This window comes from Methylobacterium carpenticola (assembly GCF_042748905.1).
Classification (GTDB): domain Bacteria; phylum Pseudomonadota; class Alphaproteobacteria; order Rhizobiales; family Beijerinckiaceae; genus Methylobacterium; species Methylobacterium carpenticola.
In genome coordinates, this window is sequence record NZ_JBHZEO010000001.1 from 6,237,851 (window position 1) to 6,260,879 (window position 23,029).

Consider the following 23,029-nt stretch of genomic DNA (forward strand, 5'->3'; position numbering starts at 1 on the left):
GCCCGGGGCGGGGCCGCCTCGAACCGGCCGCGGGTCGTGCTGCCACGCGCGGCCTCAGACCGCAACCCGGCCGAGGCGCCAGATCACGACCGAGCGCTCGGCGGGGTCGAGGGCGATGCGGTGGGTCTTGCCGCGCAGCTGGAACTTGTAGCCGAGCAGCAGATCCTCCACCGCCACCGCTCCGTCGTCGGGCAGGCCGAACTGCCAGAGCGGCACCTCGTAGGTGCATTCCTGCCGGTTCTTCGGGTCGAGATTGACCATCACGAACACGGCGTTGTCGCGGGCCGGCGTCATCCGCAGGTAGGCGATGATCTGGTCGTTCCAGGCCGGCGTGAACACCACGTTGCGGAAGTCCCACAGGGCCGGGTTCTCCCGCCGGATGCGGTTGAGCTTGATGATGTGGTCGCGGATGTTGCCGGGCCGGTCGTGATCCCAGGCCTTGATCTCGTACTTCTCGGAATCGAGGTACTCCTCCTTGCCGGGGATCGGGGTGCCCTCGCAGAGTTCGAAACCGTTGTAGATGCCGTAGACGCTCGACAGCGTGGCCGCCAGCGTGCCGCGCACGATGAAGCCCGGCCGCCCGCTCGTCTGGAGGTAGAACGGGTTGATGTCCGGCGTGTTGGCGAAGAAGTTCGGCCGGTAGTATTCGCCCATCTCGCCGGCCAGCTCCAGGGCGTAGCTCGCCAGCTCGTCCTTGGTGTTGCGCCACGTGAAGTAGGTGTAGCTCTGCTGGAAGCCGGCCTTGGCGAGCTTCTTCATCATCTTCGGGCGGGTGAAGGCTTCCGCCAGGAAGAGGACGTCCGGGTAGCGGTCGTTCACGTCCCGGATCATCCAGTCCCAGAACGGGATCGGCTTGGTGTGCGGGTTGTCGACCCGGAAGATGCGCACCCCGAGTTCGACCCAGCCGACCACGATGTCGCGCAGGGTCAGCCAGAGCGAGGGCAGGCTGCCCTCCCGGTAGAAGTCGACGTTGACGATGTCCTCGTACTTCTTCGGCGGGTTCTCGGCGTACTTGATGCTGCCGTCCGGCCGCCAGTCGAACCACTCGGGGTGCTCCGTGATCCAGGGATGGTCCGGGGAGCACTGGATGGCGAAGTCGAGGGCGACCTCCATGCCGTAGGCGTGGCTTGCCGCCACCAGCCGGCGGAAATCGTCGATCGTGCCGAGTTCGGGATGCACCGCCTCGTGGCCGCCCTCGTCCGAGCCGACCGCGTAGACCGAGCCGACATCGCCATCCCGGGCCTTGAGCGAGTTGTTCTTGCCCTTGCGGTTCGTCCGGCCGATCGGATGGATCGGCGTGAAGTAGAGGACGTCGAAACCGAGTTCGCGGATGCCGGGAAGCCGCGCGATCACGTCGTCGAAGGTGCCGTGACGGTTGGGATCGCCCGATTGCGAGCGCGGGAAGATCTCGTACCACGCGGAGAAGCGGGCCGCGAGGCGGTCGGCGAAGACCTCCAGCACCACGGGGTAGCGCGAGAGGTTCACCTTCTCGGAATTGCGGTGGATCAGGCGCTGGTGCTCGATGATGCGCATGCGCTGGGCGTTCGAGCCGGGCTCGTCGGCTTCGAGGGCGGCGACGAGGCTCTGCAAGGCCGCGGCGTCGCTGCCGTCGGCGAGTTCGGCGGCGCGCCTGACCAGGGCCACGCCCTCGATGGTCTCCAGGTGGACGTCGACGCCCGCGAGCCGCTTCTTCTCCAGGCCGCGCAGCCAGGTCGAGAAATCGTCGCGCCACGCCTCCACGGTGTATTCGTAGCGGGCGTTGCGGTTGAGCGGGAAGGAGCCGCCCCAGCGGTCGTTGTCCACGAACACCATCGGGTCGCGGCGCCATTCGCGCTCGCCGGCGAGCCGCGAGAGCACCGCGGCGTTGATGACGTCGTGCCCGTCCGTGAAGATGTCCGCCTCGACGCGCAGGCGCTCGCCGACCACGCGCTTGATCGCCGAGCGGCCGCCGTCGATCTCGGGGCTCACCGCCTCGATGACCACGCGTCCCTCGAAGCTCGGATCGGCCTTGCGCCGCCGCGGCTGCACGGCGGCCGCGATGCGCCGCGCCGCCAGGATATGGATGGCGCCGGGCTGGAGATCGACCGACTGGTCGGGCCGGAAGGGCAGCGGGGCCGCGTCCGGCGTCAGGTCCTCGAAGGGGCCGAGTTCGCCGCCCGTGCCGGCGATGAGCGGGCCCGGATCGACCGGGACCGGCGCGTCGGTCGGATTGAACAGCACGATGACCGCGTGGTTGGCCGAGCCGGGATGGCCGGTATCGAGGCGCAGGAGCGCCACGTAGGGCGCGTCCGGGGCCGAGAGCCGCCACTGCGCCCCCTCGACATTGGCGGCCGGCAGCTCCGCCCGCAGGCGGTTCACGGCGGCGATGTAGTCGGAGATGTCGATCCCGCTGTCGGTCTCGCGGGAATCCGGGCTCGTCTCCACCACGTGGAGGGCTTCCCGGTAGCCCCATTCGTAGCCGATCGGCATCAGCACGCCGGCCGAGAAGAAGGCGGCGAGCGCGTAGCGGCTCTTCAGCCGCTGCGCGACGGCCTCCGGACCGCCCGTCACCCCGGCGGCGAGCCGGGCCATGTCGTGGTTCTCCGGGAAGGCGATCGAGGGCGCTACGGTGCGCAGGCGGTCGTACTGCTCCAGCGCCCAGGGGGCCTTGAGGTCCCACCACGCGAAGCTGTTGAACAGGTAGTCGAAGCCGGCTCCCGCGGTCGCCCGCGTCTCCTCGAAGGTGCAGCCGAGGGTCTCGGCGGCGAAGAGGGCGGCGTGGTCGCGCGCCTTCGCCCGGCCGATCAGCGCGCGCCAGACCTCCGGCGGAACCTTGTAGGCGGCGTCGCAGCGGAAGCCGCCGACGCCGAGCGCCTGGAGGCGGGCGATGTAGCCGTCCCAGTACTCGGTCAGCGCGGCGCGCGGCCCCTCCGCGTGGTAGTCGAACTCGGCGAGATCGCCCCAGACCGTGATCTTGGTCGGATCGTCCGGATCGACCGCCGCCGGGCTCACCGGGGTGCCGTCCGCCTCGCGCAGGAACAGGTCGGGCCGCTCATGCACCAGCCGCCCGTCATTGGCCGCGTGGTTGACGACGAGGTCGGTCATCACCCGCAGGCCCGCCCCGGTCGCCGCGGCCACGAAGTGCCGGATCTGCTCGTCGTCCGGGGTGCCGTCGGGATCGCGGAAGCGCGCGTCGAGGCGGTCCGGATCGCCGACCGCGTAGAGGGAGCCGGAGCCCCCGGTCTGATGGAAGGGGTTCAGGTAGACCCAGTCGAACCCCATCGCGGCGATGCGGGGCAGCTCGGCCGCCCAATCCGCCACACGCCCGACCAGCAGGGGAAAGAGGTTGTAGATGCGCGGCCCGGTGGCCGGCGGCGCGAGGGTCGCGGGCAACGGCGTCACGGCGCGCTCGGCGGGCGTGGTGCTGGTGCGGGGTGCGTTCATCGGACCGTTCCTGCCTGCATCCTGTCCTGGGCGATGGGCCGTATGCACGACGGCCGCGACGCGTCCGTGAAGTAGGGCCGGACGTGCACCTGACCTCCCCCTATCCCGGGGTGAAGTCGCGGATTCGCACGTTTCGGTTCGAGCCGACTTTCCGAGATCGAGCGCGTCTCCCCTCTCACAGGTGCGAGAAGGGTTCCGGCATCCGGCCTCGGATCGTCCGCTCAGGTATCAGGTCACCCGCCGCAGGGCCGCGACGGGAAGCCTCCGGAAGAGGCGTTCGACCGAAAGACGCCCGCCCTCCTCCCCGAGTTCCTCCCCGGTGATGAGATCGCGCCAGCGGCTGCCCTCCGGCACCGGGAGCGCGGTGTCGGCGAAGGCCTCGCCGACGCGGGCCACGTCCGCGTTCTGCCGCGGCACGACGACGAGAAGTTCGCCGCCGGCCGCGGGGTCGGCGCGCAGGAAGGCCAGGATCCGCCCGGCCCCGTCCCCCTCCGCCTCGACCGGATTGTAATCGGCCGCCGCGTAGAAGGCGGGCTCGGCCGCCCGGTCGGCGAGGAGCCGCGCCAGCACCATCTGCTTGATGCGCCCGTCCGGCCAGCCGACCAGCATCGCCTCCACCGGCCCGTCCTCGGTGAGCGCCCGCTCCCGCGCCGCATAGTCGACCGGCCGGCGGTTGTCGGGATCGACGAAGGAGAAGTCCCAGAACTCGGTGCCCTGGTAGGTGTCGGGCAGGCCCGGCAGGGTGCATTTGAGCACCGTGCGGGCGAGGCCCGTCACCATGCCGGCCTCGGCCAGCCGGCGGGCGAAGGGGCGGAAGGCCCGCAGGAATTCCGAATCCGGCGCGATCAGGACGTCGAAGAGCCGGGCCACCGCGCTCTCGTAGGCCTCGTCCACGTTGACCCAGCTCGACCAGCGCTTGCTCTCGCGCAGGGCCTTCTCCGCGTAGGTGCCGAGGCGCTTGCGGAAATCCTCGACCGCGGCGGCGTCCGAGAGATCGTCCAGCAATTCGAGCGGCCATGCCCCCAGGATCGCCTGGAGGAACATCCACTGGTCGTTGGCGTCCGGCGCCGGCTCGCCCTCCACCTCGGAGAGATGCGGTTCCGCGATCTCCCGCCAGCGCGCCCATTCGGCCCGCCAGAGATCGGGCATGGCCGAGAGGGCGAGGAGCCGGGCGCGGGCATCCTCGCCGCGCTTGGTGTCGTGGGTGGCGGTGGTGATCTGCGCGTTCGGCCAGTCGCGGGCGCGGGCGGCCTGGAGCGCGTGGAAATGCTCCGCCGTGAGCCCGTACTCGCCCGGATCACCCCCGACCTCGTTGAGCGCGAGAAGCTCCACGAAGCGGTAGAACAGGGTATCCTCCAGGCTCTTGGCCATGACCGGGCCGGTGAGCTGCTGGAAGCGGCGGCGCACCCGGCGCACGATCTCGGGCGAGGGCCGGCCGGGGCTGTCGGTGTCGATGCGCCCGAGGAGCACGCTCTGGGCGAAGTCGTGCACCGAGCGGTCGGGCAGGCGCGAATGGCGCTTGGCCTTGCGCACCGCTCCCTCGATCAGCCGCACGTCCTCCGGCTCCAGCTCGCCCTCGTCGAGATCCTGGGGCATGTAGCTGCGGTAGACGGGAAAGCGCGCCACGATCTCGGTGAGCGCCTGGCGCAGGGCGTTGACCGAGAAGTCGCGGGTCCGCCGGTCGGCATCGGCCACGCGCTTGAGGTCGGAGGTGAGCACTTCGAGCTCGCTGGCGAAGCTCGTCTCCAGGATCTCCGCCTTCACCGCGCGCAGCAGGAGCCCGTAGGGCTCGTCGGTGCCGGTGGCCTCCGCGTAGAGGGCGCGCACCGCCTCGCGCTGCGCCCGGTCGACGAACAGCCCGTCGATCTGGTTGAGCACGTCGTAGCCGGTGGTGCCGGCGACCGGCCAGGGCCGGAGCTTCTCGCCCGGCTCCAGGATCTTCTCCACCACGATGTAGAAGCCGGGCCCCACCGCCGCCTGGAGCGCCCGCACGTAGCCCGCCGGATCGGCGAGGCCGTCGATGTGGTCGATGCGCAGGCCGTCGATGCGCCCCTCGCGGATGTGGCGGAACAGCATCGCGTGCGCGCCCTCGAACACGCCCGGCCGCTCGACCCGCAGGCCGGCGAGGGAGTTCACGTCGAAGAAGCGGCGGTAGTTGATGTCGCTCGCCGCGACCCGCCAATGGGCGAGCCGGTAGGATTGCGCCTCCAGGATGCGGTGGAGCGCCCCGAAGCTGTCCGGGTGGCCCTTGAAGCCGTTCACCAGGGCGACCGCCCGGTCGATGGCCTCCCGCAGCGCCGGCGAGCCGGAGGCGGCCCGGGCGAGGCGCTGCTTGAGCCCGTCCGCCTCGGACGGGAAGCCCGCGAGGCGCTCGGGATCGGTCTCCTCGCTCATCCGGCGCAGGCGCTCGGAGATCGACAGCACCTCGGCGGAGGCGTCGTCGCCGACCTCCGGCAGGGCGGCGAGCGCCCGGTCGAGGATGATCGGATAGCTCAGGGGGCAGATCGGGAACTTGTGCTCGTAGTGCCAGACCGAGAAGCCGCCCTCCGCCGGGTCGAAGGCGAGCGTGAGGTCGCCCTTCTCCAGAGCCTCGCCGTAGCGGTCGCCCAGGAAGGGAACCACCAGCTTGTTGTGGGCGCCGAGGCGCTCCCAGTCGATGTCGAAGGCCTCGGAGGCCGGCGAGAGCGGGCCCCATTCGAGGACCGAGAGCCACCAGGGATTGTCGGCTCCGCCGACCCCCATGTGGTTGGGCACGATGTCGAGCAGGAACTTCAGCCCATGCGCCTTCAGCGTGTCGCTGAAGCGGATGAAGGCCTCCTCGCCGCCGAGTTCGGGGTTGATTTCCCGGTGGTCGACGATGTCGTAGCCGTGGGTCGAGCCGGGCCGGGCCTTGTGGATCGGCGAGGCGTAGACGTGGCTGATGCCGAGCTTGGCGAGGTAGGGAACGATCCCGGCCGCGTGGTCGAAGGTGAAGTCCTTGTGGAATTGCAGGCGGTAGGTCGCCCGCGGCGGTTCGGAGGCGAGCCGCGCGGCGCCCGAGCGCGGCCCGCGATCCTCGGAGGCGAGCGAGGCCGCGAGCTTGGCGAGCGGCCCGCCCGGCACCGCGATGGCGTCGAGGTCGCGGTCGAGCTTGCGGCGCCAGTTCGGGTAGCCCTCGACGATGCCCGGCATGTTGGCCTGGCTCACCTCGCCGAGCACGTCCTCGTACTGCACGGCGGTGAGCACCGAGGGCGCGCGGGCGAGGTAGCGCACGGCGGCGTCGAAGGGCGGCTGGTCCGGCGGCTCGGCGCCGGGCATCAGGGTCTCGTGGTGCAGGGCTTCGGCGAGGCGGCGGCGCTCGTTCACGCGCTCGGCCCGCTCCCCCTCCGCGCGCTCGGCATCGTAGAGGCCGAGCGACTGGCGCAGATCCGTGTCAACCCCTCGCCACCAGCCGACGAAGGTCGGCAGGTCGTGGGTGGTGATCGCGCAGAGCGCGTCGCGAGGATAGGATTTCGGGCTCTTGAACGAGCCGCCCTCGCCGCGCTCGAAGGCGAGGATGCGGTAGCTCAGGATGCCGGCCTGCATCAGCGCATCGGAGAAGCCCTCGGGCGCGGTGCCGAGATCCTCCGCGATGACGAGGCACTTGGAGCGGTGGCTCTCCAGCCGCAGCACGGCGAGCATCGGCTCGAAGGGCATCGCCACGTAGGCGCCGGCCTTCGCCCCCTGCCCCATCGGGATCAGGTAGAGCCGCGCGAGCTGGAAGGCGTGGTCGATGCGGATGGCGCCCGCGTGGCGCATGTTGGCCTGCACGAGCGCCCGGAAGGCCGCGAGCCCGTTGATCTCCAATTCCAGCGGATCGAAGGGCGGCAGGCCCCAATCCTGGCCGTTCGGGGCGAGGAGATCGGGCGGCGCGCCGATCGAGAGGCCGGTGGCGAAGCGCTCGGGGTGCGACCAGACCTCGGACCCGCCCCCGTCGGCGCCCACCGCGAGGTCGCGGTAGAGGCCGAGCCGCATGCCGGCGCCGTGCGCGGAGGCGGCCGCCTCCGCGAGCTGCCGGTCGGCGATGAACTGGAGCCACGCGTAGAAGGCGACGCGCTCCGGGTTCTCGGCCGCGAAGGCGCGCACCTCCGGCGTGCCGCTGCGGCGGTAGCCCTCCGGCCACTCGCCGAGCCAGTGCGCCCCCTGGCGGCGGAAATGCTCGGAGAGCGCGTCGAAGGTCGCGTGCGCCTCCAGGTTCTCGCCGCCCGCCGCCCGGAAGGCGAGGAAGGCGGTGTCCTGCCCGGCCCTGGCGCGGGACTCCTGCCAGAGGGCGTCGAGCACCGGGCTCAGCACCTCCCAGACGCCCGCGTGATCGACCAGAGCCGCGTCGCGCAGGCGCTCGATCTGCGGGCGCATCTCCGCGAGGAGCGCCGCCGCCCGGCTGCCGGCGAAGCCCGGCAGCGCGGCCGGGTCGATGTAGAGCGTCTCGAGGAAGAGGCGCGAGGAGGGCGAGTAGGGCGAGACCTTGTGGCGGTCGCTCGGGAACAGGGCATGGACCGGGCTGAGGCCCAGGAAGGCCGCGCCGCGCGCGCCCGCATCCCGCGCCGCCTGCCCCGCATCCGCGTAGGTGCCGATGCCGATATTGCCGGCCGAGCGCAGCCCGTAGAGCTGCGCGGCGAGGCCCCAGTCCCGCGCGCCCTCCTCGCCCAGCGCCCGTGGGCGCCAGCAGCGCTGCGGGGCCGCGATCACCGTCGCCTCGGCGCGGCTCCCGCCCAGCGTGACGGTGAGGCGGTGATAGCCCGGCGTCAGCGGCGGCAGGTCGAAGGCCGGGCTGTCGTCGCCCGGCGTCACCAGGGCGCGGCCGTCGCGGGCGCTGCCGCGCTCGTCGACGAGGCGCCAGTTCAGCGTGCCGCCGCCCCGCGCCCGCACCGGGATGCGGGAGGCGCGGCGCGCCTCCACCGGCACCAGCGGCGGCACCAGCCCGTGCCGAAGAGCCTCGACCTTGGCGAGGCTCGCGCGCGCCTCCTCCCCCGTGCCGCAGGGCAGGCCGAGGGCCGCGAGCACGCCGGCGCGCACGCCGAGCGGCGTCTCGACCCGCTGCCCGAAGGCGTCGGTGTAGCCGGCGGCGAGGCCCGCGACCTCGCTCAGCCGCGCGACGACATCCTCGGGTCCGGCCATCATGCCACCTCTTTCACGAACAGGCCCGTCCAGGCGGGCAGGATGATGTCGCCCTCCCCCTGGGAGCGCGCAGCCGGCGAGATCCAGATCACGCGGCCCGGGGGAAGCGGCAGGGTGAGATCGGCGCCGAAATTGGCGACGAAGCGCAGGCGCCCGTCCCGGAAGCGCCACGTCACGTCGAGCGCCTCCGGATTCGGCAGGGTGAAGGCGCCGCCGAGCCATTCGGACTTGGTGAGCGGCACGATCTCCGCCCGGCGCAGGGCCAGGAGCGCCGTCGTGTCCTCCAGCACCGCCCGGTGGGGCGGGCGCGTCCGCTCCGCCCAATCGAGCGTCGAGCGCCGGAAGGTCTCCTCCGCGGTCGGGTCCGGGATGGTCTTCGCCTTCTCCTCGTCCGAGAAGGCCGCGAAGCTGCGGAACTCCCGCCGCCGCCCCTCGCGCACCGCCCGGTTCAGCTCCTCGTCGGGGGCGAAATCCACGAAGAACAGGAAGGGCGCCGAGGCCGACCATTCCTCGCCCATCCACAGCATCGGAATCTGGGGGGCGAGCAGCCAGCCAGCCCGCGCCAGGGCGAGGCGCTGCGGGTCGGCGAGGTGGCTCAGCCGCTCGCCCATGGCCCGGTTGCCGACCTGATCGTGGTTCTGCAGGAAGGTGACGAAGGCGGAGGGCGGCAGGTGGCCGGAAGGCTCGCCGCGCGGGTGATTGTCGAGGGTGGGGAACGGCTCGCCCTGATAGGCGAAGCCCTCCGCGAGGCTGCGGGCGAGATGCGCCACCGGCTTGTCGGCGAAGCTCTCGTAATAGCCCGCATCCTCGCCGGTCAGCAGCACGTGCCAGCCGTGATGCAGGTCGTCGGCCCATTGGGCGCTGTGGCCAGCCGCCCGGCCGCCCTCCCCGCGTTCCAGCCAGCGGGCTTGGTTCGCCTCGTTCTCGAGGATCAGGTGGACCTCGCGGCCCGGGGTCGCGGCGCGGATGCGGGCCGACAGCTCGGCGAGGAAATGCGTCTCGGAATCGTCGAGGATGGCGTGGACGGCGTCGAAGCGCAGGCCGTCCACGTGGAACTCCTCGAGCCAGTAGAGGGCGTTGTGCAGGAAGAAGTCCCGCACCACCCGCCCGCTCTCCTGGCCGTCGAAATTGATGCCCGCGCCCCAGGGCGTCTGGTGGCGCTCGGTGAAGAAGGTCTTGGCGTAGGCGTGCAGATAGTTTCCGGCCGGGCCGAAATGGTTGTAGACCACGTCGATGAAGACCATCAGCCCGAGCGCGTGGGCGTGGTCGATCAGCCGCTTGAGGTCGTCGGGCGTGCCGTAGGCCGAGTCCGGCGCGTAGGGCAGCACCCCGTCGTAGCCCCAGTTGCGGCTGCCCTTGAAATCGGCGAGCGGCAGAAGCTCGATCGCGGTGACGCCGAGGTCGCGCAGCTCCTCCAGCTTGGCGGCGAGGCCCGCATAGGTGCCCTCCGGCGTCGCGGTGCCGACATGGGCCTCGTAGATCACCGCCTCCTCCCAGGGGCGCCCGCGCCAGGAGCCGTCGCTCCAGGGGAAGGCGCTCGGGTCGATCACCTCGCTCAGGCCCGAGACGTCCTCGGGCTGGAAGCGGGACGCGGGGTCGGGCACGACGAGGTTGCCGTCGATGCGGAAGCCGTAGCGCGATCCGGGCCGCGCCTCGGCGCGCGTCAGGCGCCGCCAGCCCTCGCCGGCCTCCGGCATGGGATGCTCGGTGCCGTCGAGAACGAGAGCGACGTCGCGCGCAGTCGGCGCCCAGAGCGCGAAGCGCACGCCCTCCGGTTCGACCTGTGCGCCGAAAGGCATGCTGTGGGCGCGCCGCATCGGAACCACCATCCTTCATTGGGGTGCGGGAGGCCGCGTGGAGCACTCCCCGGGAAAACCGGCTTCCCTCGGGGGCAATCCGCCGAGCTTCGCCCGGTTCCGCGCGTCCTCCGGTCCCGGATGGCGAGGTAAGGCGGTGTTGCGCCGGGACAACCGGCTCCGCTTACGCCCCGGTAGATTTCGCGGGCCGCGCCATGGTTCGCCCGAGCACGAGGAGGGCGCGCCCCGGCAGGGTCACGCTGGCGCCCGTGCGCAGGGATTCGTGACCGTGGGGCCGTCCGTCCGGGACCGAGGTGTCGAAGAGCGGCGTCCAGGGACCGCCGATCACCCGGGCGAGGTGGAAGGTCACCGGGTCCGGGGCCGCGTTGGCGAGGAGGAGCAGGCGCTTGCCGTCCGGCGCGTCGTTGCCGACCTGCATGCCGAAGCTGCGCCGGCTGCCATCCGCCCAGGCGGCCTCGTCCATCTCCTGCCCGCAGGGGGAGAGCCAGTGCACGTCCTTCAGGCCGGCGGGCGTCACGGTCTCGCCGGTGAGGAACTTGCGGCGGCGCAGCGCCCGGTGCTCGCGGCGCAGCGCCAGCAAGTTCGAGAGGAAGCCGGCGAGCGCGGGGTCGCCCCCGTCATTCTCCCAATCGACCCAGGAGATCGGGTTGTCCTGGCAATAGGCGTTGTTGTTGCCGCCCTGGCTGCGCGAGCGCTCGTCGCCCATCAGCAGCATCGGCACGCCCTGCGCCAGCACGATCGTGGCGAGCAGGTTGCGCTTCTGGCGCGCGCGCAGGGACAGGATGTGAGGATCGTCGGTCGGCCCCTCGACGCCGTAATTGCAGGAGACGTTGTGGCCGTGGCCGTCGCGGTTGCCCTCGCCGTTCGCCTCGTTGTGCTTGTGCTCGTAGGAGACCACGTCCGCGAGCGTGTAGCCGTCGTGCGAGGTGATGAAGTTGACGCTGGCTCCCGGCCCGCGGCCCGAGGGCGCGAAGATCTCCCGCGAGCCGGTGAGGCCCTGCGTGAGGCGCGGGAGCTGGCCGTCGTCGCCGCGCCAGAAGCCGCGGGCGGCGTCCCGGAACTGGTCGTTCCAATCGCTCCAGCCGATCGGGAAGCCGCCGAGCTGGTAGCCGCCCATGCCGACGTCCCAGGGCTCGGCGATGAGCTTCACCCGCGACAGCACCGGATCCTGCAGCATGGCCTGCAGCACGGCCGCCCGCGGGCTGAACTCGTGGGGCGTGCGCGCGAGGCTCGATGCGAGATCGAAGCGGAAGCCGTCGATCCGGTAGACCTCGACCCAGTGGCGCAGGGAATCGAGCACCATCTGCATCACCCGCGGATGGGAGACGTCGAGGGTGTTGCCGCAGCCGGTGAAGTCGAGGGTCTCGCGGCGATCCTCGGGGCGCAGCTTGTAATAGGCGGCGTTGTCGATGCCGCGGAAGGACAGGCTCGGACCCGTCCGGTCGCCCTCGCCGGTGTGGTTGTAGACGACGTCGATCAGCACCTCGATCCCCGCCGCGTGGAGCTGGCGGATCGCCGCCTTGAGGCCCGGGATGCCGGCAGGGCCGAGATACCGCGGCTCGGGGGCGAAGTAGTTGATGGGCTGGTAGCCCCAGAAGTTGGACAGGCCCTTGTCGACCAGGAAGCGGTCATCGAGGAAGGCCTGGATCGGCAGCAACTCGATCGCGGTGACGCCGAGGCGCCGGAGGTGCTCCACGATCGCCGGATGGCCGAGCGCCGCGTAGGAGCCGCGCCAGGGCAGCGGCACGCCCGGATGGGCCTGGGTGAGCGCCTTGACGTGGGCCTCGTAGATCACGCTGTCGACGAGCGGCCGGCGGATCGGCGGGTCGTCCGCCAGCACCGCCTCGGGCGCCGTGACGACGCCCTTCGGCACCATCGCGGCGCTGTCGCGCCGGTCGATCACGTCGTCGCGGTGCAGCCCGCGGCGGTAGGCGTAGACGGCGTCGTGCCAGCGCACCCGCCCGACGATCTCCCGCGCATAGGGGTCGAGGGAGAGCTTGTGGTGGTTGAAGCGGTGGCCCTGGGCCGGATCCCACGGCCCGTGCAGCCGGTAGCCGTAGACCTGCCCCGGCAGCAGGCCGCCGAGATAGCCGTGCCAGACGTCGTCGGTGCGCCGCGGCAGGCGGATCACGTCGGTCTGGTGCCGCCCGGTCGGATCGAACAGGCAGAGATCCACGGCGGTGGCGTGGGCCGAGAACAGCGCGAAGTTGACCCCGCGTCCGTCGAAATGGGCGCCGAAGGGGGCCGGCAGGCCGTCATCGAGGGCGATCATGCGCCCTTCATCGGCGCGGGGCTGGCCTATGGTCAAGCCTGCCCGTGGGGCGGCGGCGCGCCGTCCCGGGAAACCTATTGCGCCGCCTCCGCCGTGGTCGGCGGCTCGCGCTCGATCGTCCGGAAGGCTTCGAGTTCGGCGAGATAGGTGCGGGCCCACCAATCGACATCCTCGCGGGCCATGCGCTCGACCATCGGCCGCCAGCGCTCCAGGCGCTCGGCCTTCGGCATGTAGAGGGCGGCCCGGATCGCCTCGGCGACCTCGAACCGGTCGTAGGGGTTGACGAGGAGCGCCTCGGGGAGCTGGCGCGCGGAGCCCGCGAATTTCGACAGGACGAGGACGCCGGGATCCTCCTCGCCCTGCGCCGCCACGTATTCCTTGGCGACGAGGTTCATGCCGTCGCGCATCGGCGTGACGAGGCCGACCCGCGCCGCCCGGTACAGGCCCGCCAGCACCGCGCGCGGATAGGCCTTGGTGACGTACTGGATCGGCGTCCAGGACGGCTCGCCGAGGGAGCCGTTGATGTTGCCCAGCACCTCGTTCACCTCGCGGCCGAGCTGCTCGTACTCGGGCACCTCGGTGCGCGACTTCGGGGCGATCTGCAGGAAGACGACGTTGCCGCGCTGATCGGGGTTGGAGGCGAAGAAGCGCTCCACCGCCTCCATGCGCTCCGGCACGCCCTTCGAGTAGTCGAGCCGGTCGACGCCGATCAGGAGCTTGCGGGTGCGAAGGCCCGCCACGGTGTCGCGCACGGTCCGGTTCATCCCGGCCCGGTCGGCGGCCTGCCGGAAGCCCTCCACGTCGATGCCGATCGGGAAGCTGCGGATGCGGGTGCGGCGCCCGTCCACCATGATCGAGCCGCCGCCGAGCGGGATCGCCCGCAGCTCGTCGACGAGGTTGCGCGACAGGTTGTGGACGTCGCTCTCGGTCTGGAGGCCGATCAGGTCGTAATCGGCCACCGCCCGCAACAGCTCGTTCGAGGCCGGAAGGGTGTTGAACACCTCTCCCGAGGGCCAGGGGATGTGGTGGAAATAGCCGATCGGATTGGAGACGCCGAGACCGCGCAGCTCTGAGGCGAGCGGGATCAGGTGGTAGTCGTGAACCCAGATCAGGTCGCCCGGCTCGATCAGCCCGGCCAGCGCCTGCGCGAAGATGCGGTTGACGCGCTGGTAACCCGCGTAATCGGCCCGCGAATAGGCCGCGAGGCCGAGGCGGTAATGCATGATCGGCCAGAGGGCCCGGTTGGCGAAGCCGCTGTAATACTCGCGGTGATCCTGGGGCGAGAGGTCCATCACCGCGTAGCGGACGCGGCCCCGATCGGCGATGGTGGGGGTGCTGGACGGCTGATCCGCGATCTTCCCGCTCCACCCGAACCACAGGCCCTGATACGCGTTGAAGGCCTCCTTCAGCGCGACCGCGAGGCCGCCCGCCGCGACGGCCTTGGATCCCGCTTCCGGGACTGCGACGCGGTTCGAGACGATGATCAGGCGTGACACGGCGGTTACGGACTCCCTCGGTGGGAAGGGTTCCGGACCCCGGTCCCCTCCTCACGGCACGAACCTAGAACGCGCCGCAAGCAAGCGCGATCCGTAGGCCCTGGTCAACCCTTGCCGAACCTATCGGTTGCATTCCGGCCCGCCGGATGCGGGATGCCGCTCCACAGGAATCGGCCGCCTTCCCCGGCTCCGTCGCGGCATCGTCACCCGCTCCGTGCGAGCGTCGCATGGCGACCGGAACCGCGGGACGCGGCTGTGGTTACTCGCTCAACTGCATAGCGCGCCGGACGCCTGTTCGTCGCGCCCTGACCGATCCAAGGAGTTCCAGTGATGAGCGCGGGCTACCAGAACGGGCAACACCAGACGCGAGGGGCGGGGGCGTCCGTGGATCAGCCCGCCGATTGGACGGAGCTGCGCGACGACGTGCGCCAGCTCGGGGACGTCGCCATGGAGCGCGGCTACAGCCTCGTCGAGGCGGCCCGGGAGCAGGTGACCGGTTACGTGGACCGGCGCAAGGAGGATGCCGCGCAGTCGGTGGCGGATTTCGCCCGGGCCATCCGCGAATCCGGCAACGGTCTCGATCAGCAGCCGAACGTGAAGGCGTTCTTCGACAGCGCGGCCGAGGGGCTCGACCAACTCTCCGACACGATCCGGCAGCGCAGCTTCGAGGAATTCTACACCGACGTCGAGGCGATGGCCCGGCGGCGGCCGGCGGCGGTGGCGATCGCGACCTTCGTGACGGGTTTCCTGGCGGCGCGCTTCATCAAGTCCTCGGCCCATCCGGCCCACGCCATTCCGGGCCGCGAGGCGTTCGAGGCCGAGCGCCGGCCCGTCCCACGCAGCACCCCGCTCTGAGGAGAGGCAGCGATGGCCGAACTCGGCAACGGCAGTATTCAGGGCCTCCTGGCGGAGGCCCTGCGCGAGACGACCGACCTCGCCCGCAAGGAGATCGCCCTCTTCCGCACCGAGATGTCGAACAACCTGAGGACGCTGTTCCTCGGGCTCGGCATGATGGTGGGCGCCGCGGTCTTCGCGGTGGTCGCCCTGCTCGTGCTGGTCGACGCGCTCGTCAAATGGCTGGCGACGGTGGTCCATTCCGAGGCGCTCTCCGCGCTCATCGTGGGCGGCGTGTTCCTCGTCGTCGCGATCGGCCTCGCCTTCGCGGGCAGCCGGGCGATGTCGATCTCGACCCTCACGCCGACCCGCACGACGCGGCAGGTTCGCCAGGACGCCCGTGTTCTCTCGGAAAGGGTTTCCGGATGAGCCAGTCGATCTCGGATCTCGAGCAGGACATCGAGCAGACTCGCGCCCGGCTCGACCGGACCATCGATCAGATCCAAGACCGTCTGTCGCCGGCCAGCATCGTCGACGAGATGCTCGGCACGGTGCGCCAATCGCCGATGAACGGGCTCTACGACGGGGCACTGGCGGCGGTGCGGCGCAACCCGGTGCCGGTGATGCTCATCGCGGCCGGGGTCGGCTGGCTGCTGCACCGGGTCTCCGAGGATGCGCGGCGGCGCCGGCACATGGAGGAGGCGGCCCGCAGCGCCGAGGCCGTCGCGGTGATCAACGACGGAGCGGCCCGGGTCTACGACCCCGACCGCCCGACCGATCATCCGGCCGCGGACGCGGTCGCCCGTCCGCAGGCCGCCCGGATCTGACGGGGGCCAAGCCCCCGGCAGGCAAGCCCCCGGCAGGCAAGCCGCCAACGGGCAAGCCCGCCGACCGAGGATGTTTCAGCTCAAGGATGTTTCAGCGATGGCCGACCACACCGTGAAGCCCGCCTCTCCCGACGCCCCCTCCGCCCACGTTCCCGGCACCGGGCCCGAGCGCAATCTCCATCAGGACCACGACACCGTGCGTGCCGCCGCCAGCCAAGCCGCCAACGATGCGCGGGATGCCGCCGCCCAGGCGAGCGACCAAGCCGGGACCGTCGCGGCGCGCGTGGGCGAGCGGGTCGGCGAAGCCGCCGATCAGGTCCGCCAGGCGGCGGACGACGCCGCCGAGCGGCTCAAGCGCACCGCGAGCGACGCGGTCGCGCAGGCCCACGAGCGGGCGAGCCAGACCTACGGCACCTTCCGGAGCGGCGGCTCGGAGCAGATCGACCGCGCCCGCGACCTCGCCAACGACGCCATCGAGACCGGCGCGCGCCGCTACGCGGACCTGCGCGACCGCGGCGCCGCGCAATTCTCGCGCGGGCAGAGCGCGGTCGAGAAGTTCGTGGGCGAGAACCCGCTCCTCGTCGGGGTCGTCGGGCTCGCGGCCGGCATGCTGCTCGGCGCGCTGCTGCCGCGGACGCGTCGCGAGGATCAGGCGGTCGGCGCCTGGGCGGACGAGGTGCGCGACCAGGGCCTGCGCTATGCCCGCGACGCCACCGAGCGCGGCCGTCAATTCGTGGAGACCGCCCTCGATCAGGCGCAGGACGCCGCCTCCGCCGCCGCGACTGCCGCCTCCGACGAGCTGAAGCAGCGCGACACCGACACCCCCGCGCCGCGGCCCGGCGGGCCGACGATCCAGACGCATTGAGGCCGGGAACCGGAGCGGCGGCTGACGGACGCCGGTTTTGGCGCGCTTCCTCCCTCTCCCCGCGAGCGGGGAGAGGGCCTGCTCACGCCCGGACATGTGAATCCTCAGGCCTGCGTGGGACCGGGTTTTCTCGCGCTGCTTCCGTTAGGGAAGCACGAACGGAGAAGCCGCGACCTCGAAATCGAGGACTGCCCAGAACTTCCCTTGGCAAAACCGCCCTTGGCAAAACTGCCCTTGGCAAAACCTCCCTCGGCAAAATCTCCCTCGGAAAGCCGCTTTCTCCACCGGATCCGGTCGAACCCCGATCGCCCCGTGCCGTTATCGTCCCATGACGGATGAGACCCCCCGCCTCGGCTTCTGTTGCAAGTTCATCCCCGATGAGGCGCCCGATCGGCATGGGACCCAGAAGGCCGCCAAGGAGGCGGCGCTGGCGATGAACGTCACCAGCGTGACGATCGCGCATCTGCGCCGGCTCGATCAGGCCGCCGCCCGCGCGAAGCTGGGCGCGGTGGTCGGTCACAACCTCGCGGCGCTGCGGCGCCAGGTGGCATGGGTCGCGGCCCGGCCGCCACTGGAGCGGCTGCTGCGCCTCGCGAGTTCGATCCTCCCCGGCTACACCCATCCCGAGGTGCGCGACCTCTATGCCGACGCCGACTTTCGCCGCGCCATCGAGGCGGGGCTCGGCGCGGTCGGCGAGGCGGCCCGGGCCGGCGGCGTCCGGCTCAGCATGCATCCGGGGCCGTTCTGCATCCTGGCGAGCCGCAACCCGGCCGCCCTCGCGAACGGCATCGCCGAACTCGAGTACCACGCCGAGATCATGGCCATGATGGGCTACGGGAGCGGCTGGCACCCGCATGGCGCCCACGTGAACATCCATGTCGGCGCCCGCGATCCGGGGATCGCCGGCTTCCGCGAGACGCTGCCGCGGGTGAGCGAGGCGGCGCGCAACCTCGTCACGGTCGAGAACGACGAGGGCTCGTTCGGCATCGACGACGTTCTCACGCTCGCCGACCGCGTGCCGGTGGTGCTCGACCTGCACCACCACTGGATCCACAGCGGCGGGGAATACATCGAGCCGGAGGATCCGCGCATCGCCCGCATCCGGGAATCCTGGCGCGGCGTGCGCCCGGTGAGCCACATCAGCGTCTCGCGCGAGGAGTTCCTGCCCGGTCACGATCCGGACCGGCGGCCCGACTTCGCGGCCCTGCGCGCGAGCGGGCTCACCGGACGCGACCTCGCCGGCCATTCCGACCTGATGTGGAACCGGGCGGTCAACGCACTCGTGGCCCGCCACCTCGCCTGGAGCGACTTCGAGATCGAGGCCAAGCTGAAGAATCTCGCCTCGACCGGCATCGCCCGCCAGATCGGCGGCCCGGTTCCGGCCCTCGCCGCCGAGTAGAGCCGCCTCGACGCTCCGTCGCCCACGGGGTATCGATGGGGCATCATGCGAACCGCCGATTGCGACATCCTCGTCATCCCGGGCTTCGGCAATTCCGGGCCCGATCACTGGCAGAGCCGCTGGGAGGAGCGCCTCTCCACGGCGCGCCGCGTCGCGATGCCCGATTGGGAGCATCCGGAGCCCGGTCCCTGGCGCGATGCGGTGATCGCGGCCGTCCAGGCGGCCGAACGGCCGGTCATCCTGGTCGCCCACAGCCTCGGCGTGGTCTCGGCGGTCCAGGCCGCGCCCTACCTGCCCCCGGGTGCGACGCGGGGGGCCTTCCTGGTGGCGCTGCCCGACATCGAGCGTCCGGATACGCCGGCCCTGCTGCACGCCTTCGCGCCGATTCCGCGGGATCCCCTGCCCTTCCCGAGCGTGCTGGTGGCGAGCCGCGCCGATCCCTGGACGAATTACGGGCGGTCCGAAGACTTCGCGGCAGCCTGGGGCGCGGAGATCGTCGATGCCGGGGAATCGGGCCATCTCAACAGCGAGAGCGGTCACGGACCCTGGCCCGAGGGGCTGATGCGGTTCGCCGGGTTCCTGAAACCGCTCTGATCCCGGGGGAGGACGGGAATCCCGGTCCTGCATCCTCGCGTCTCGCAGGCCTGTCCGCGGAAACCATGGAGCGCCTCTCCCACTCGGGAGAGGGGTTCCCCGCGCTCGCAGTCCCGGGTTGATGATCGCTCTCGCTCAGAGCCGCTCCGACAGGCAACGCCGGTAGAGCGTGCTGCGGCTGATGCCGAGCCGGCGGGCGGCCTCCGAGACGTTGCCGCCCGCGGCATCGAGCGCGGCCCGCATCGCTTCGCGCGCGATGCTATCGAGCCGGTGGCCGGGCTCTGCCTGGGGCCGCGGCGCGGGCTCCGGCAGCGCGGCGGGCTGCCGCTTCCGGATCGGCTCCGGCAGGGCATCGATCCCGACGACGTCGCCCGGATCGGCCAGGGCCAGCAGGGCCCGCAGGGTGCCGACGAGCTGGCGGAAATTGCCCGGCCACTCGGCCTCCGCCAGGACCGCCGCGCAGGCCGGGGCCAGGGCGATGCCCTGCCGGGCGCCGCCGAGCCGCTCCCACAGCGCCCCGACCAGGGCGGCGCGGTCGCTGCGGTCGCGCAGCGGCGGCAACGTCACCCGGTAGGGGGCGATGCGGTAGAAGAGATCGGCCCGGAAGCGCCCCTCCTCCACCAGCCGGCCGAGGTCGCGGTGGGTCGCGCAGATGAGCGTGAAATCGACCGGCACGGGGCGCCCGCCGCCGACCGGCTGCACCTCGCGCTCCTGCAGGGCCCGCAGCAGCCGCGATTGCAGGGAGAGCGGCATGTCGCCGATCTCGTCGAGGAACAGCAGGCCGCCATCGGCCTGCCGCAGCAGACCCTTGGCGCCGTGCTTGGCGGCGCCCGTGAAGGCCCCGGGCTCGTAGCCGAACAGCTCCGCCTCGATCAGGCTCTCGGGCAGGGAGGCGCAGTTCACGGCCACGAAGGGCGCTTGCGCCCGGGCCGAGCGGGCATGGGCGGCGCGCGAGAACACCTCCTTGCCGGTGCCGGTCTCGCCCTCCACCACCACCGGTATGTTGGCATCGAGCAGGCGCACGGCGCGGGCGAGCAGCCCCTCGGTGCCCGGATCGAACACCGGCGCGTCGGCGGCCGGCAGGGCCGGTGCGGACCGGCTCCGCGGCCGGGCCGGCTCGGGCTGGAAATCGCCGTGCAGGGCACGGCCATTCCCGTCGCGCAGGTTCAGGCGGCCCGGCTCCCAGGCCCGCAGGTCGGGGAACAGGCTCTCGAACCCGGCCCGGTCGAGGGCGGCCCAGTCGAGCCCGAGCAGCGACAGGGCGGCGCGGTTGGCGCCGACGAGGCGGCGCTCGGCGAAGACCAGCACCCCCTCGCGGGGCGTGCCGAGCAGGGCCCGATCGGCATGGAGCCGCAGGATCGCGTGGTCCCGGCCCAGCTCCTCGAACTGCCGGTGCTCGATCGCGTCGACGGCGAGCCGGATCAGCCCGAGGGCGTGCATGTGATGCACCGCGGCCGGCCCCGAAAGATCGAGGGCGCCGAGGGTCTCGCCGCGCATGCCGAGGATCGGCATCGCAGCGCAGCTCAGGATCCGGTGCGGCTCGAAATAATGCTCGGCGCCCCGCACCTCGACCGGCCGGCGCTCGATCAGCGCGGTGCCGACCGCGTTGGTGCCCGTCACCGCCTCGCTCCAGGGCACGCCGGGCCGCAGGGCCACCTGCGCGGCCTTGCCCGCGAAGGCGTTGCTGCCGAGCGTGTCGAGCACCAGCCCGTCCGCATCGCTCAGGACCACGATGCTGTCGGTGGCCTGCGCATCGGCGTGGAGCGCCTCGATCTCCGGGCGGCAGCGGCGGCGCAGGGCCTCGTTGCGCTCGCAGGCCTCGCGGAGTTCGCGCGCGGAGAGCGGCTCGACCCGCGGCCGCGTGCCGAAATCGAGGCCGAGCGCCGCGCAGCGCTGCCAGGAGCGCAGGATCGGCTCCGGCACGCCCTCGACCCCACCCGCCGCGAAGACGCGCTGGCGCGCCGCCAGGAGCGTGCGGGGCGTCGCCACGCGGCTCTCCATGCTCAGCCTCCCGTCTGTCGCATGCTGCGACAGCTGTTGCAGCTGTCGCAGGATCAGTCGAGGAAAATCCGGCTCGAGCCGCGAGAAGCATCGTCGCATGCTTTCGTCCCCGTCGCGCAGATCTCGCCTGCTGGAAGCAGTCTCAAAGACTTACCGCGGCGCAACATCAATGCTCGACGCGGTTGCCCGCCCGCTGGCACGGCGGCTGCTCATCGGTGGGCGGGTCGCCGCGGCCGAGAAGACCGTGGCGACGGCCCTGGGAGGGACACGATGAACAAGCCCGAATTCCTGCACGGCAAGACTGCCTCGCCGTTCTCCGCGCGCTACGACAACTTCATCGGCGGCCAGTGGGTCGCCCCCGCGAGCGGGCGCTACTTCGAGAACACCTCGCCGCTCACCGGCCGGGTGATCTGCGAGGTGGCCCGCTCGGACGCGCAGGACATCGAGCGCGCGCTCGACGCCGCGCACGCCGCCAAGGAGGCCTGGGGCCGCACCGCGCCGGCCGAGCGCGCCCGCATCCTCAACAAGATGGCCGACCGCATGGAGGAGAATCTCGATCTCCTCGCGCTTGCCGAGACCTGGGACAACGGCAAGCCGATCCGCGAGACCACGCATGCCGACATCCCGCTCGCCATCGATCATTTCCGCTACTTCGCGGGCTGCATCCGCTCGCAGGAAGGCTCGATCTCGGAGGTCGATCACGACACCGTCGCCTATCACTTCCACGAGCCGCTCGGCGTGGTCGGCCAGATCATCCCGTGGAACTTCCCGATCCTGATGGCGGTGTGGAAGCTCGCGCCCGCGCTCGCCGCCGGCAACTGCGTGGTGCTCAAGCCCGCCGAGCAGACCCCGGCCTCCGTGCTGGTGCTGGCCGAGATCGTGGGCGACCTGCTGCCGGCGGGCGTGCTCAACATCGTCAACGGCTTCGGCCTGGAGGCCGGCAAGCCGCTCGCCTCCTCGCCGCGCATCGCCAAGATCGCCTTCACGGGCGAGACCACCACCGGCCGGCTGATCATGCAGTATGCCAGCCAGAACCTGATCCCGGTGACCCTGGAGCTGGGCGGCAAGTCGCCGAACATCTTCTTCAAGGACGTGATGGCGGAGGACGACGCCTTCCTCGACAAGGCGCTCGAAGGCTTCACGATGTTCGCCCTCAACCAGGGCGAGGTCTGCACCTGCCCCAGCCGCGCGCTGGTGCATGAGTCGATCTACGACCGCTTCATGGAGAAGGCGGTCGCCCGCGTGAACGCGATCAAGCAGGGCTCGCCCCTCGACCCCACCACGATGATCGGCGCCCAGGCCTCGGGCGAGCAGCTGGAGAAGATCCTCTCCTACATCGACATCGGCAAGCAGGAGGGCGCGCAGCTCCTCACGGGCGGCGAGCGCAACACCCTGGAGGGCGAGTTCGCGGAGGGCTTCTACGTGAAGCCGACCGTGTTCCGCGGCCACAACCGCATGCGGATCTTCCAGGAGGAGATCTTCGGGCCGGTCCTGTCGGTGACCACCTTCAAGGACGACGAGGAGGCGCTCGCCATCGCCAACGACACGCTCTACGGCCTCGGCGCCGGCGTGTGGACCCGCGACATCACCCGCGCCTACCGCTTCGGCCGGGCGATCCAGGCCGGCCGCGTCTGGACGAACTGCTACCACGCCTACCCGGCCCACGCGGCCTTCGGCGGCTACAAGCAGTCCGGCATCGGACGCGAGACCCACAAGATGATGCTCGACCACTACCAGCAGACCAAGAACATGCTGGTCAGCTACTCGCCGAAGGCGCTCGGCTTCTTCTGAGCGCCCGGACAGGTCCCGCCGGCGACGCGCCGGCGGGCTCGCGCACGCACCGCCCGGCCGGCCACGGCCGCGGCGGTGTCGTCGCCTCGACACCGAGAGAAGGCCCGAGGATACGCCGATGACCGACCTCCCCCTCCGCGTCACCGCCACGGACAAGACCCTCGCGCTGATCGACACCCTGCGCCGCGAGTACGGCCCGATCCTGTTCCACCAGTCCGGCGGCTGCTGCGACGGCTCCTCGCCGATGTGCTATTCGGTGGGCGACTTCCTCATCGGCGACAGCGATATCCGTCTCGGCGAGATCGGCGGGGCGGATTTCTACATCAGCCGCGCTCAGTTCGAATACTGGAAGCACACCCAGCTCATCATCGACGTGGTGCCGGGCCGCGGCGGCATGTTCTCCCTGGAGAACGGCCGCGACGTGCGCTTCCACGTGCGCTCGCGGCTGTTCACCGATGAGGAGAGCCGGACGCTGAACGGGTGAGGGCCGCCGCGAGGCGGCGGCGGAGGGTATCCGACATCCCGGGAATCGTCGCCTTCCAGGACTTGAAGATGGGGCGCCGCACCCCTCTCC

The 23,029-nt window shown here is 71.4% G+C and carries 14 protein-coding genes; 8 read left to right on the forward strand and 6 right to left on the reverse strand.

Translation table 11 applies throughout. The features are described from left to right. Positions 1-54: 54 nt before the first annotated feature. The 5 genes from ACE101_RS28885 to ACE101_RS28905 form a co-directional block, all read right to left on the reverse strand. On the reverse strand, positions 55-3,423 hold the full coding sequence (locus ACE101_RS28885) for a maltotransferase domain-containing protein (protein WP_379137251.1): 3,369 nt from the start codon (positions 3,421-3,423) through the stop codon (positions 55-57). Between the two features lie 228 nt (positions 3,424-3,651). Next, positions 3,652-8,559: a malto-oligosyltrehalose synthase gene (locus ACE101_RS28890; protein WP_379139016.1), complete on the reverse strand. Its 4,908-nt coding sequence runs from the start codon at positions 8,557-8,559 to the stop codon at positions 3,652-3,654. Next, positions 8,559-10,376 (reverse strand): malto-oligosyltrehalose trehalohydrolase, encoded by a 1,818-nt coding sequence (gene treZ, locus ACE101_RS28895; protein WP_379137254.1) that lies wholly within the window; start codon positions 10,374-10,376, stop codon positions 8,559-8,561. The genes ACE101_RS28890 and treZ overlap by 1 nt, the downstream gene beginning before the upstream one ends. Positions 10,377-10,539: 163 nt before the next feature. Continuing rightward, positions 10,540-12,648 (reverse strand): glycogen debranching protein GlgX, encoded by a 2,109-nt coding sequence (gene glgX, locus ACE101_RS28900; RefSeq protein WP_379137257.1) that lies wholly within the window; start codon positions 12,646-12,648, stop codon positions 10,540-10,542. Positions 12,649-12,722: 74 nt separating this feature from the next. After that, positions 12,723-14,144 carry an alpha,alpha-trehalose-phosphate synthase (UDP-forming) gene (locus ACE101_RS28905; protein ID WP_379137260.1) on the reverse strand — a complete coding sequence of 474 codons (1,422 nt, stop codon included), beginning with the start codon at positions 14,142-14,144 and terminating at the stop codon, positions 12,723-12,725. Positions 14,145-14,474: 330 nt separating this feature from the next. On the opposite strand from ACE101_RS28905, the gene ACE101_RS28910 reads away from it, so the two are divergent. The 6 genes from ACE101_RS28910 to ACE101_RS28935 all read left to right on the forward strand — a co-directional run bounded on the left by ACE101_RS28910 (position 14,475) and on the right by ACE101_RS28935 (position 18,663). After that, entirely contained in the window at positions 14,475-14,999 is a 525-nt protein-coding gene (locus ACE101_RS28910) for a hypothetical protein (protein WP_379137263.1), read from the forward strand. A gap of 12 nt (positions 15,000-15,011) precedes the next feature. Beyond that, on the forward strand, positions 15,012-15,407 hold the full coding sequence (locus tag ACE101_RS28915; RefSeq protein ID WP_379137265.1) for a phage holin family protein: 396 nt from the start codon (positions 15,012-15,014) through the stop codon (positions 15,405-15,407). Beyond that, the gene (locus ACE101_RS28920) at positions 15,404-15,805 is read left to right on the forward strand and encodes a DUF3618 domain-containing protein (protein ID WP_379137268.1); all 402 of its coding nucleotides are present in this window, start codon (positions 15,404-15,406) and stop codon (positions 15,803-15,805) included. The genes ACE101_RS28915 and ACE101_RS28920 overlap by 4 nt, the downstream gene beginning before the upstream one ends. 97 nt (positions 15,806-15,902) lie before the next feature. Next, entirely contained in the window at positions 15,903-16,670 is a 768-nt protein-coding gene (locus ACE101_RS28925; protein WP_379137271.1) for a hypothetical protein, read from the forward strand. A gap of 328 nt (positions 16,671-16,998) precedes the next feature. After that, positions 16,999-18,069 carry an apurinic/apyrimidinic endonuclease family protein gene (locus ACE101_RS28930; RefSeq protein ID WP_379137272.1) on the forward strand — a complete coding sequence of 357 codons (1,071 nt, stop codon included), beginning with the start codon at positions 16,999-17,001 and terminating at the stop codon, positions 18,067-18,069. Positions 18,070-18,114: 45 nt separating this feature from the next. Then, positions 18,115-18,663 carry an RBBP9/YdeN family alpha/beta hydrolase gene (locus tag ACE101_RS28935; protein WP_379137275.1) on the forward strand — a complete coding sequence of 183 codons (549 nt, stop codon included), beginning with the start codon at positions 18,115-18,117 and terminating at the stop codon, positions 18,661-18,663. Positions 18,664-18,798: 135 nt separating this feature from the next. Here the strand turns inward: ACE101_RS28935 and ACE101_RS28940 are convergent, their stop codons facing one another. Then, positions 18,799-20,664 carry a sigma-54-dependent Fis family transcriptional regulator gene (locus ACE101_RS28940; protein WP_379137277.1) on the reverse strand — a complete coding sequence of 622 codons (1,866 nt, stop codon included), beginning with the start codon at positions 20,662-20,664 and terminating at the stop codon, positions 18,799-18,801. A gap of 270 nt (positions 20,665-20,934) precedes the next feature. On the opposite strand from ACE101_RS28940, the gene adh reads away from it, so the two are divergent. Then, positions 20,935-22,455, forward strand: coding sequence for an aldehyde dehydrogenase (gene adh / locus ACE101_RS28945; RefSeq protein WP_379137279.1), 1,521 nt, complete (start codon positions 20,935-20,937; stop codon positions 22,453-22,455). 118 nt (positions 22,456-22,573) lie between these two features. Continuing rightward, positions 22,574-22,939, forward strand: a complete 366-nt coding sequence (locus tag ACE101_RS28950) for a DUF779 domain-containing protein (RefSeq protein ID WP_379137282.1) — start codon at positions 22,574-22,576, stop codon at positions 22,937-22,939. Positions 22,940-23,029: the final 90 nt, after the last annotated feature.

What these genes read in the sequence shown, in the direction of transcription:
- ACE101_RS28885 (WP_379137251.1), bottom strand. Translation starts at nt 3,423, where the DNA reads ATGAACGCACCCCGCACCAGCACCACGCCCGCCGAGCGCGCCGTGACG.
- ACE101_RS28930 (WP_379137272.1), top strand. Translation starts at nt 16,999, where the DNA reads ATGACGGATGAGACCCCCCGCCTCGGCTTCTGTTGCAAGTTCATCCCC.
- ACE101_RS28950 (WP_379137282.1), top strand. Translation starts at nt 22,574, where the DNA reads ATGACCGACCTCCCCCTCCGCGTCACCGCCACGGACAAGACCCTCGCG.
- adh (WP_379137279.1), top strand. Translation starts at nt 20,935, where the DNA reads ATGAACAAGCCCGAATTCCTGCACGGCAAGACTGCCTCGCCGTTCTCC.
- ACE101_RS28920 (WP_379137268.1), top strand. Translation starts at nt 15,404, where the DNA reads ATGAGCCAGTCGATCTCGGATCTCGAGCAGGACATCGAGCAGACTCGC.
- ACE101_RS28935 (WP_379137275.1), top strand. Translation starts at nt 18,115, where the DNA reads ATGCGAACCGCCGATTGCGACATCCTCGTCATCCCGGGCTTCGGCAAT.
- ACE101_RS28915 (WP_379137265.1), top strand. Translation starts at nt 15,012, where the DNA reads ATGGCCGAACTCGGCAACGGCAGTATTCAGGGCCTCCTGGCGGAGGCC.
- glgX (WP_379137257.1), bottom strand. Translation starts at nt 12,648, where the DNA reads ATGATCGCCCTCGATGACGGCCTGCCGGCCCCCTTCGGCGCCCATTTC.
- treZ (WP_379137254.1), bottom strand. Translation starts at nt 10,376, where the DNA reads ATGCGGCGCGCCCACAGCATGCCTTTCGGCGCACAGGTCGAACCGGAG.
- ACE101_RS28925 (WP_379137271.1), top strand. Translation starts at nt 15,903, where the DNA reads ATGGCCGACCACACCGTGAAGCCCGCCTCTCCCGACGCCCCCTCCGCC.
- ACE101_RS28910 (WP_379137263.1), top strand. Translation starts at nt 14,475, where the DNA reads ATGAGCGCGGGCTACCAGAACGGGCAACACCAGACGCGAGGGGCGGGG.
- ACE101_RS28890 (WP_379139016.1), bottom strand. Translation starts at nt 8,559, where the DNA reads ATGGCCGGACCCGAGGATGTCGTCGCGCGGCTGAGCGAGGTCGCGGGC.
- ACE101_RS28940 (WP_379137277.1), bottom strand. Translation starts at nt 20,664, where the DNA reads ATGGAGAGCCGCGTGGCGACGCCCCGCACGCTCCTGGCGGCGCGCCAG.